At 55.0% G+C, this 11,312-nt stretch carries 9 protein-coding genes; 5 read left to right on the top strand and 4 right to left on the bottom strand.

The features are described from left to right. Positions 1–124: 124 nt before the first annotated feature. The 3 genes from ybiB to rhlE all read right to left on the bottom strand — a co-directional run bounded on the left by ybiB (position 125) and on the right by rhlE (position 4,842). Positions 125–1,096, bottom strand: a complete 972-nt coding sequence (ybiB, locus tag J4650_RS21315) for a DNA-binding protein YbiB (protein ID WP_023994028.1) — start codon at positions 1,094–1,096, stop codon at positions 125–127. A gap of 29 nt (positions 1,097–1,125) precedes the next feature. Next, on the bottom strand, positions 1,126–3,270 hold the full coding sequence (gene dinG / locus J4650_RS21310; protein ID WP_001218637.1) for an ATP-dependent DNA helicase DinG: 2,145 nt from the start codon (positions 3,268–3,270) through the stop codon (positions 1,126–1,128). A 207-nt stretch (positions 3,271–3,477) separates the two neighbouring features. After that, positions 3,478–4,842 (bottom strand): ATP-dependent RNA helicase RhlE, encoded by a 1,365-nt coding sequence (gene rhlE, locus J4650_RS21305; protein ID WP_023243507.1) that lies wholly within the window; start codon positions 4,840–4,842, stop codon positions 3,478–3,480. 229 nt (positions 4,843–5,071) lie between these two features. On the opposite strand from rhlE, the gene cecR reads away from it, so the two are divergent. The 5 genes from cecR (at position 5,072) to J4650_RS21280 (ending at position 10,815) form a co-directional block, all read left to right on the top strand. After that, entirely contained in the window at positions 5,072–5,746 is a 675-nt protein-coding gene (cecR, locus tag J4650_RS21300) for a transcriptional regulator CecR (protein WP_020898574.1), read from the top strand. Then, positions 5,746–6,741, top strand: a complete 996-nt coding sequence (gene hlyD / locus J4650_RS21295; protein ID WP_023994029.1) for a secretion protein HlyD — start codon at positions 5,746–5,748, stop codon at positions 6,739–6,741. The genes cecR and hlyD overlap by 1 nt, the downstream gene beginning before the upstream one ends. Beyond that, positions 6,734–8,470: an ATP-binding cassette domain-containing protein gene (locus J4650_RS21290; protein ID WP_001287616.1), complete on the top strand. Its 1,737-nt coding sequence runs from the start codon at positions 6,734–6,736 to the stop codon at positions 8,468–8,470. The genes hlyD and J4650_RS21290 overlap by 8 nt, the downstream gene beginning before the upstream one ends. Then, positions 8,463–9,593: an ABC transporter permease gene (locus J4650_RS21285; RefSeq protein ID WP_000045765.1), complete on the top strand. Its 1,131-nt coding sequence runs from the start codon at positions 8,463–8,465 to the stop codon at positions 9,591–9,593. Before J4650_RS21290 ends, J4650_RS21285 begins: the two co-directional genes overlap by 8 nt. A gap of 115 nt (positions 9,594–9,708) precedes the next feature. Further along, a complete protein-coding gene (locus J4650_RS21280; protein ID WP_000469050.1) occupies positions 9,709–10,815 on the top strand; it encodes an ABC transporter permease in 1,107 nt (368 codons plus the stop codon). On the opposite strand, the gene J4650_RS21275 is transcribed toward J4650_RS21280, so the two are convergent. Continuing rightward, on the bottom strand, positions 10,777–11,187 hold the full coding sequence (locus J4650_RS21275; RefSeq protein WP_000871970.1) for a YbhQ family protein: 411 nt from the start codon (positions 11,185–11,187) through the stop codon (positions 10,777–10,779). The two genes, J4650_RS21280 and J4650_RS21275, sit on opposite strands and share 39 nt — an antisense overlap. Positions 11,188–11,312 lie beyond the last annotated feature (125 nt).

Genomic DNA, 11,312 nt, shown 5'->3' with positions numbered 1-11,312 from the left:
AGTAAAAGAGTCCGTGGCAATTTATAACCATGAACGGCCACACCTGGCCCTGAAATACAAAACGCCCGATGATGTTCATCAGGCGTTTTACAGACAAAAAACTGTCAACCTATATCAGGACTAGTCAGCTAAAAGCCTGTTCGACGCGCGCAATCCCGTCTTCTAACGTCGCCGCCTCTCCCGTCGCAACCAGACAACAGGCCATTTGCGTTTTTAATGATTGCGGCACCGGCTCGCGGCCGGCAAGGCAGCGCTCAATCCAGCGCGCGGTGATTTCAGGATCTTTAGTCGCAGGCAGTGAAAGCGGCTCGTCGTGCGTGTCGCTCTGACGCTCATGCAGTACCTGCACGCCACGGCTATCAATCAGGCTGATTTGCGGACAGCGTTGCGGGTTGGCATAGACTTCGCCTTCGGTACCATGCATCAGCAAAGCCCGCCCGCCAATGCGGCTAAAAAAGGTCGCCACACGCGGAACATATTCAGGATGAGAAACGCTTGATAAACGCAGCGCGGCATCCTCAGCAAATGGCGTCGCCAGCTTGGCCAGTGAATGCGCGCTGTTACGCACGCCCATCCGCCAGCGCATCGCCAGCTGTTTTTCCAGCGGCGGGCAGAGCGCGCTCACCGGGATAAACACCGGCTGGCGCCCGTCCAGTTTGGCCTGCGCTTGTCCACCGTGTAGGGTGGGGATAATCCCCATCAGCTCAAATATAGTTTCCGTCAGTACGCGGGTCGGATCTTCACTGACGCCGTGTACTACGACTGGGAAGCCCAATTTATGCAGCAGGATAGCCAGCAGCGGCGTTAAATTCGCCTGTTTACGCGCGCCGTTATAGCTGGGAATAACGACCGGCAACGGCCTATCTGCGGGCGGTGTCAGTTTGATGGTATGATTCTGCATGGCCTCATAAAAGCCCAGCATTTCGGCTTCGCCTTCGCCTTTAATACGCAGCGCCATCAATATACTGCCCATCTCCAGGTCGGGGACGTCGCCATTCAGCATTCGGGTATACAAACCGCGCGCGGTATCCAGATCCAGATCGCGGGCGTGATTTTTACCTCGCCCGATCTCTTTGATGATCTTGCGATAATCCATTGAAAGCTCCTTGAAGTGTGCTCACAGCATTAACGCCGTCGGCGGCGTGCAGGTTTTGCTTTTGGTTTTACTATAACGTCTGGCACGGCAGGCTGCTCTATCGGAAAAACAGGTAAGGCATTCAGTAAACGCTGTCCGTAGTTTTTGGTCAACAAACGCTTATCATAAATGACCACTTCTCCCCGACAGGCATGGCTACGGATCAATCGCCCTACCTGCTGAATTAAATTAAAAGACGCGCTTGGTAAACTTTGTACCTCAAACGGATAACGATTCAGGCTTTTTAGCCATTCGCCTTCGGTGATCACGACCGGGCTGTCGATCGGCGGGAAGGCAATTTTATGGATATGGACCTGCGTCAGCAGCTCGCCTTTAAGATCCAGCCCTTCGGCAAAAGACTGAAGCCCAACCAGCACGCTGCGTTCGCCGCTCTCCACCCGTTTACGGTGCAGCTCTACCAGTCGGTAACGCGGCTGGTCGCCCTGGACCAGGAGGAGTAAGCGCACATCAGCGACATGCTCCAGAAAACGCTGCATCGCCCGCCCGCTGGCGAACAGTACCAGCATACCATGATGTTTTTTGCTCTCCAGTTGCTCACGAAAATAGGCTGCCATTTCGGCAATATGCTGCTCTTCGTTATCAATGGTGGGTTCGTAGCGCATCTGAGGAATCACCAGTTTCCCCTGTTCCACATGATTAAACGGCGAATCCAGCGCCACAAAGCGGTCGCCGGCTTTTTCTTTTAAGCCGCTCATTTCCTGCAGGCGCGAAAAGCTATTGAGCGAGCGCAGTGTCGCCGAGGTGACAATAATGTGCGGTACGCTGCGCCATAACAATCTTTCCAACTGCTCGCTGACGCGGATACCGACACAATGGAACCAGACGTGGAGTTGCCCTTCGCGTATTTCACGCGTCGCCCATTTGGACACCGGCGCGCCTGAAGACTGCGCCATCGAAGCCAGCCGCCATAATTTACTTTGCGCCTCGAACATTCCTAGCGCCCGGTTCATCTGTAAAATCACCCGATGCAAACGCACAATATCGTGCGATCCGGTTTTTTCGCTGAGATCGTTGAGAAAGGATTCCGCCAGCCCACGCAGCGTCTCGGTCAGCTTCGCCAGTCGCTGGCAGATTTCCATGACCTCATCAGGCAACTCGCCCATTGCAAAACGGTGCTCCGCCTCCTGCGCTGCGGGCATATACAGATTAAGAATGGCATTGAGCGAGGCGATCAGTTCGTATACCTCCTCGCAATGGGCGTTAAGTCGCTCAGGGTTCGCTAACGGCGGCGTGGTTTTAGGGCGAAATTGCTCCATGCAGGTCGCCACCAGTTTGCTGAACAGGTCCAGTTGCAAGCGATACCAGGAGGCGGTAATTTCCGCGCTCATCTCCAGCGCATCGCGAGCGACATCGGGCAGATGATGACCTTCATCCAGTACCAACAGCAGATGCTTTGGTTCCGGCAGTACGGCTTCACTTTCCATCGCCGCCATTACCAGCGCGTGATTCGCCACCACGACTTCCGCTTCCTGTATTTCACGTCGGGCGACAAAGAATGGACATTCGCGGTAATAGTGACAGTTGCGGTTCAGACAACTGGCTTTATCGGTACTTAATCGCCGCCACAGATCGTCGTCAATAGCAATGTCGGTATGATCCCGCAGACCATCCCATTTGTAACCGTCAAGATCCCCTTTCAGCCTGGCGCAGCGCTTTTGCTCTTCCTGGTTGTTAGGCGTCAGTTCGTCATCAAGAAAGGCGAGCAGATCCTGCTGCGTAGGCTCGCTACTGGCGAGCGCCGCCAGGTTTCGCGGACACACGTAACGCCCGCGGCCAAAGGCGGCGGTAAAGCGCAGATCGGGGATGATTTTTCGTAGCAGCGGCAAATCTTTGCTAAAGATCTGATCCTGTAACGCCACGTTAGCGGTACTGACCACCAGTGTTTTTTGCTCTTCCCGGGCAATGGCAATACCGGGAATAAGATAGGAGAGGGTTTTCCCGACGCCGGTCGGCGCTTCAATAGCCAGATGTCTCCCTTCTTCCCCGGCCAGCGTTCTGGCGACGTCAGCAATCATCTGCCGCTGCGGCGCACGGGGAATAAAGTCGGGAATCTGGTCCTGAAGCGCCTTATACCAGGCGGCGATTTGCGCTTTCAGCGCAGCGGTCAATGCCATGAGAAAACCTGAAGTACTGTATAAACAGCCACTATTGTGTCACATTTCAGGGGCGGGAAGTACCTTTTTTACCGGTTCTGGAAGGCGGCTCGCAACGCGATGTGTATTTTGCCGGATGACGGTGCAAGCACCTTATCCGGCCTACGTATTTGCATAGTCCGTAGGCCCGGTAAGCGTCGCGCTACCGGGCATGTTGCCGGATAAAATTTACTGGGCAGGCGTGATTCTGCGCGGGCGACGCGGCGGACGTGCTTTGTCGCCAGCGGGTTTCCCCTCGTCTGTGCGCGGTTTTGATTTCGCCTTCGCTGCCCCACTATCCTGACGTCGCGGCTGCTGACTGCGCCCCGCTCCCCCCTGATTTTGTCCGCGTCCACGACCGCCGCCGCCGCCGCGCTGCTGACGGCCATTCTGAATCGGCTCCGCTTTAATCGACGGGTCCGGCTCATAGCCCGGCGTCGTAATGCGTGGGATCTCTTTTTTCAGCAATTTTTCGATATCACGCAACAGTTTATGCTCGTCAACACAGACCAGCGACAGCGCCTCGCCAGTTGCCGCCGCGCGACCGGTACGGCCAATACGGTGTACATAATCTTCCGGCACGTTCGGCAGTTCATAGTTGACCACGTGCGGCAGCTCTTCAATATCCAGACCACGCGCCGCAATATCCGTCGCTACCAGCACGCGAATATCGCCGGATTTAAAATCGGCCAGCGCGCGGGTACGTGCGCCCTGCGATTTATTACCGTGGATCGCCGCGCTGCGAATACCGTCTTTATTAAGCTGTTCCGCCAGATGGTTCGCGCCATGCTTGGTGCGGGTGAAGACCAACACCTGCTGCCAGTTGCCCTGGCCAATCATCTGCGACAACAGTTCACGTTTGCGTTTTTTATCGACAAAGTGCACGTGCTGCGTTACCTGCTCTGAGGCCGTGTTGCGGCGCGCCACTTCGATTTCCAGCGGGTTGCGCAACAGCTTTTCGGCAAGCGCTTTGATGTCGTCGGAGAACGTGGCGGAGAACAGCAGATTCTGACGCTTCGCCGGCAGTTTCGCCAGCACGCGACGAATGTCGTGAATGAAGCCCATATCCAGCATACGGTCGGCTTCATCCAGTACCAGAATCTCAATCTGATCCAGCTTCACGGCATTTTGATGTTCCAGGTCGAGCAGACGTCCCGGCGTCGCCACCAGCACATCCACGCCACCGCGCAGTTTCATCATCTGCGGATTGATGCTTACGCCGCCAAATACCACCAGCGAGCGAATATTGAGATATTTACTGTAATCTCTGACGTTTTCGCCAATTTGCGCCGCCAGCTCGCGGGTTGGCGTGAGGATCAACGCGCGCACCGGGCGACGACCTTTAGCATGCGGCTGATGGGTAATCAGATGCTGCAACAATGGCAGGGTAAAACCCGCCGTTTTACCGGTTCCGGTCTGGGCGCTGGCCATCAGATCGCGGCCTTCCAGCACGGCGGGAATCGCCTGTTGCTGAATAGGGGTAGGTTCACGGTAACCCTGCTCGGCAATGGCGCGCAGGATATCAGGGTTTAATCCCAGGGAATCAAAAGACATAACTACTCCGGACCGCCCCGACCGTTGCCGGTGTAGTTTTCAGGGAGATGCTCAAATTTGGAATGACAAAAACCACAATGTCATGAAGGGGCGGAGTGTAGCAGTTTTTGTGATGCGGCGCATAAATTATCCCGGAAGGTAGCAAAGACAAATTAATCGACCACACTGGACAAGTGCCATTATGAGTCATAGTCTTAATCAATCGATTGATTAAAAATTAGGGCGTGTGATGAATATTCCCACCACGACCACCAAGGGCGAGCAGGCGAAAAGTCAGCTCATTGCCGCCGCACTGGCGCAGTTTGGCGAGTATGGCCTCCATGCCACCACGCGCGATATCGCCGCGCTGGCGGGGCAAAATATTGCCGCCATTACTTACTATTTCGGCTCAAAAGAGGATTTATACCTCGCCTGCGCCCAGTGGATTGCCGATTTTCTTGGCGAAAAATTTCGCCCCCATGCTGAAAAAGCGGAACGTCTGTTTCGCCAGCCTGCCCCTGACCGGGACGCCATACGCGAACTCATTCTGCTCGCCTGCAAGAACATGATTATGCTGCTGACGCAGGAAGACACCGTTAACCTGAGCAAATTTATTTCACGCGAGCAGCTCTCTCCCACGTCGGCCTATCAATTGGTCCATGAACAGGTTATCGATCCGTTGCACACCCATCTGACAAGATTGGTTGCCGCTTATACCGGCTGCGACGCCAATGATACGCGCATGATTTTGCATACCCATGCCTTACTGGGCGAAGTGCTGGCGTTCCGTCTCGGCAAAGAAACTATTCTGTTACGTACCGGCTGGCCGCAGTTTGATGAAGAAAAAGCGGAGCTGATTTACCAGACGGTAACCTGCCACATCGATCTTATTCTGCACGGTTTAACGCAAAGGAGTCTGGACTGATGAAAAAACCTGTCGTTATCGGACTGGCAATCGCAGCGATCGTCGCTGTGATTGCCGGTGGAACCTGGTGGTATCAAAGTCGGCAGGACGATGGGCTGACGCTATACGGTAATGTCGATATCCGTACCGTCAATATCAGCTTTCGCGTCGGCGGCAGACTGGCGTCGCTGAATGTTGATGAAGGCGATACTATCAAAGCCGGACAGGTGCTCGGCGAACTGGATCACGCGCCATACGAAAACGCGCTAATGCAGTCGAAAGCTGGCGTGTCGGTCGCGCAGGCGCAATATGATTTGATGCTGGCAGGCTATCGCGATGAAGAGATAGCCCAGGCCGCCGCCGCCGTCAGACAGGCACAAGCCGCTTATGACTACGCGCAAAACTTTTATAACCGTCAGCAAGGATTGTGGAAAAGCCGCACCATTTCCGCTAACGATCTGGAAAACGCCCGCTCATCGCGCGATCAGGCGCAGGCGACGCTGAAGTCCGCGCAGGATAAACTGAGCCAGTACCGTACCGGTAATCGTGAACAGGATATCGCCCAGGCGAAAGCCAGCCTGGAACAGGCAAAGGCCCAACTGGCGCAGGCGCAGCTTGATTTGCAGGACACCACGCTTATCGCGCCTGCCAACGGAACCTTGCTCACCCGCGCGGTCGAGCCTGGCAGTATGCTGAACGCCGGCAGCACGGTATTAACGCTCTCGCTGACCCGCCCCGTCTGGGTGCGCGCCTATGTCGATGAACGCAACCTCAGTCAGACGCAACCGGGGCGCGACATTCTGTTGTATACCGACGGTCGTCCTGACAAACCTTACCACGGCAAGATTGGTTTCGTTTCGCCCACCGCGGAATTTACGCCGAAAACCGTCGAAACGCCGGATCTGCGTACCGATCTCGTCTATCGCCTGCGCATTATCGTCACCGATGCGGACGATGCGTTACGCCAGGGGATGCCAGTCACGGTGAAATTTAATGACGAGGCACGGCATGAGTGAGGCCGTTATTACGCTGCACGGTCTGACGAAGCGCTTTGCGGGAATGGATAAACCCGCCGTCGCGCCGCTCGACTGTACCATTCATTCCGGTTATGTCACCGGGCTGGTAGGGCCGGACGGCGCAGGAAAAACCACGCTGATGCGTATGCTGGCGGGCCTGCTCAAAGCCGATGGCGGCAGCGCGTCAGTATTAGGCTTCGACCCGATACAAAACGACAGCGAGCTGCACGCGGTTCTGGGCTATATGCCGCAGAAATTCGGTCTGTATGAAGATCTTACCGTCATGGAGAACCTTAATCTCTATGCCGATTTACGCAGCGTTACCGGCGAGATACGGGAAAAGACCTTTGCCCGTTTGTTGGAGTTTACCGCCCTCGGCCCTTTCACTGGCCGTCTGGCAGGAAAATTGTCCGGCGGGATGAAGCAAAAACTGGGGCTGGCCTGTACGCTGGTCGGCGAACCGAAAGTGCTGCTGTTGGATGAACCGGGCGTTGGCGTTGACCCGATTTCACGGCGCGAGTTGTGGCAAATGGTCCACGAACTGGCGGGCGACGGGATGCTGATTTTATGGAGTACCTCCTATCTGGATGAAGCCGAACAGTGCCGCGATGTGCTGCTGATGAATGAAGGCGAGCTGCTCTATCAGGGCGAACCTAAAGCGCTGACGCAAACGATGGCCGGTCGTAGCTTTCTGATGAGTAGTCCACAGGAAAACAACCGTAAGTTGCTACAGAGAGCGCTCAGACTGCCGCAGGTGAGCGACGGCATGATTCAGGGACGTTCGGTACGCCTGATCCTGAAAAAAGAGGCGACCGCAGCAGATATTCGCCAGGCCGAAGGGATGCCGGAAATCACCCTCAATGAGACCGCGCCGCGCTTCGAAGATGCGTTTATCGATCTGCTTGGCGGAGCGGGAACCTCGGAGTCTCCGCTGGGTTCAATCCTGCATACGGTTGAAGGCACTGCCGGCGAAACGGTGATTGAAGCGCAGGAACTGACGAAAAAATTTGGCGATTTCGCGGCTACGGACCATGTTAATTTCGTCGTACAGCGCGGCGAGATTTTTGGCCTGCTCGGCCCGAACGGCGCGGGTAAATCAACCACCTTTAAAATGATGTGCGGCCTGCTGGTGCCGACGTCCGGCAAGGCGCTGGTGCTGGATATGGACCTGAAAGTCAGCTCCGGCAAAGCCCGTCAGCATCTGGGCTATATGGCGCAAAAATTTTCGCTTTACGGCAACCTGACGGTTGAGCAGAACCTGCGTTTTTTCTCCGGCGTCTACGGTTTGCGGGGCCGCGCGCAAAATGAAAAAATTCAGCGCATGAGTGAAGCGTTTGGTCTGAAAAGCATCGCGTCACATCCCACCGATGCGCTACCGCTGGGCTTTAAACAGCGACTGGCGCTGGCCTGCTCGCTGATGCACGAACCGGATATTTTATTCCTTGATGAACCAACGTCCGGGGTTGATCCCCTCACCCGCCGTGAATTTTGGCTGCATATTAATAGCATGGTGGAAAAAGGGGTCACGGTAATGGTGACGACCCACTTTATGGATGAGGCGGAATATTGCGATCGCATCGGACTGGTTTATCGCGGGAAGCTTATCGCCAGCGGTACGCCGGACGATCTCAAAGCGCAGGCCGCCGATGAGCAACAGGCCGATCCGACGATGGAGCAAGCCTTTATCACTCTCATCAATGACTGGGATAAGGAGCATACGCATGAGTAAGTCTCTCTCCTGGCGCCGCGTGCGTGCGTTGTGCGTCAAAGAGACGCGCCAGATCGTGCGCGATCCCAGTAGCTGGCTGATTGCGGTGGTGATCCCGCTGCTGTTGCTGTTTATTTTTGGTTACGGCATTAACCTTGACTCCAGCAAGCTGCGGGTGGGGATTCTGCTTGAACAGCAAAGCCAGGAGGCGCTGGATTTCACTCATGCGATGACCGGTTCACCCTATATCGACGCGACCATTAGCGATAATCGCCATGAATTAATTGAAAAAATGCAGGCCGGACGCATTCGCGGACTGGTGGTGATTCCGGTGGATTTCGCGCAGCAAATGGCGCGCGACGGTGACAGCGCGCCAATTCAGGTGATTACCGACGGCAGCGAGCCAAACACCGCCAACTTCGTTCAGGGTTATGTGGAAGGCATCTGGCAAATCTGGCAACAGCAGCGGGCGGAAGATCGCGGCGACACCTTTGAACCGCTCATCGACGTCCAGACGCGCTACTGGTTTAACCCGGCGGCGATCAGTCAGCATTTTATCATTCCCGGGGCGGTGACCATTATCATGACGGTAATTGGCGCAATCCTCACCTCGCTGGTCGTTGCCCGCGAATGGGAGCGCGGCACGATGGAGGCGCTGCTCTCAACCGAAGTGACGCGTGTTGAACTGCTGCTGTGTAAGCTTATTCCCTATTACTTTCTCGGTATGCTGGCGATGCTGCTCTGTATGCTGGTATCGGTGTTTATTCTCGGCGTGCCGTATCGCGGTTCGCTGGTGATTCTGTTTATCATCACCAGTCTGTTTTTACTGAGTACGCTGGGGATGGGGCTGTTGATTTCCACCATCACTCGCAACCAGTTTAACGCCGCGCAGGTGGCGCTGAACGCCGCCTTTTTGCCCTCAATTATGCTGTCCGGATTTATCTTCCAGATAGACAGTATGCCTGCGGTGATCCGCGCGGTGACCTATATTATTCCGGCGCGCTATTTTGTTAGCACCCTGCAAAGTCTGTTTCTGGCCGGCAATATTCCGGTCGTGTTAGGCGTTAACGTACTGTTTTTAATCGCCTCGGCGGTGATGTTTATTGGCCTGACGTGGCTAAAAACCAAACGACGACTGGATTAAATATGTGTATGGATAATTGTCGTCGTAGGCCGGATAAGGCGTTCACGCCGCCATCCGGCATTATGCCTGATGCGCTTTGCTTATCAGGCCTACAAACTGGACTGAGAGGACGGACATGTTTCATCGCTTATGGACGTTAATTCGCAAAGAACTGCAATCGCTTTTACGCGAACCGCAAACGCGCGCGATCCTGATTCTGCCGGTGCTGATTCAGGTCATCCTGTTTCCGTTCGCCGCGACGCTTGAAGTCACTAACGCGACTATCGCCATCTATAACGAAGATAACGGCAAACATTCGGTAGAACTTACCCAGCGCTTTGCCCGCGCGAAAGCGTTTACCCATGTGCTATTGCTGAACAGTCCGCAGGAGATCCAGCCGACTATCGATACGCAAAAAGCGCTGCTGCTGGTGCGCTTCCCGGCGGATTTCTCGCGGAATCTGGATACCTTCCAGCCAGCGCCGATGCAACTCATTCTTGATGGACGTAACTCCAACAGCGCGCAAATCGCCGCCAATTATCTGCAACAGATCGTCAAGGAGTATCAGCAGACATTGATGGACGGCAAGCCAAAGCCCAACAATAGCGAACTGGTGGTACGCAACTGGTATAACCCGAATCTGGACTACAAGTGGTTTGTGGTGCCCTCGCTGATCGCCATGATCACCACTATTGGCGTGATGATCGTCACTTCGCTGTCCGTCGCCCGCGAGCGTGAACAAGGCACTCTGGATCAGCTGCTGGTCTCTCCGCTCACCACCTGGCAGATTTTCGTTGGTAAAGCGGTGCCGGCGCTGATTGTCGCGACCTTCCAGGCCACGATCGTGCTGGCTATCGGCATTTGGGCATACCAAATTCCCTTCGCCGGTTCGTTAGCGCTGTTTTATTTCACGATGGTGATTTACGGGCTGTCGCTGGTAGGCTTTGGCTTGCTGATATCATCGCTTTGCGCCACGCAACAGCAGGCGTTTATCGGCGTCTTTGTCTTTATGATGCCGGCGATTTTGCTCTCGGGTTATGTCTCGCCGGTGGAAAATATGCCGGTCTGGCTGCAAAACCTGACGTGGATAAATCCTATCCGCCACTTTACTGATATTACCAAGCAAATTTATCTTAAGGATGCGAGTCTGGGAATTGTCTGGGGAAGTTTGTGGCCGCTACTGGTGATAGCGGCCACCACGGGGTCAGCGGCGTATGCGATGTTTAGACGCAAAGTGATGTAGCTTTTTATCTTTCGCCAGTAGCGAGACCACGGCGGGCCCGGCCAGGATAGCCAGCCCCGCCAGCGCCAGCAAGACATTGTTTTGCAATACGCGGGATAGCAGCCAGAGGACAATCAGCGCGGTGCCGAAGTACCAGGTGGTAGTCAGCTCTTCCAGCACATCCGCCACATCGCGCCAGCGTTGCTCATGATGGCGCTGCAACGCCAGCATCAGCAGTACCGTCACGCCATAAAGCACGCATAATCCCAGGCCGACGCGCACTAATGTGCCGCTCATCCAGCCTATTACCAGCATCGCCACTACCAGTAAATGCAACATAATCTGCCAACAACCGAGGCCGGTTGCGACACGAACGCGTTGTTGCCACTTCATGGCTTTTCTCCTGAAGCATTTTTCTCTCATTATTCAGAGTACCGAACTTTACGGAAAATTCCGTAAGACCGCATCTTTTTGTGACGACGACTACACTATTTCAATCAGGATAGTGACGCGGACAG

It is taken from the genome of Salmonella sp. 32120201201600049SM (genome assembly GCF_017572835.1).
Lineage (GTDB): Bacteria > Pseudomonadota > Gammaproteobacteria > Enterobacterales > Enterobacteriaceae > Salmonella > Salmonella enterica.
This window is presented reverse-complemented; position numbering and strand designations above follow the sequence as displayed.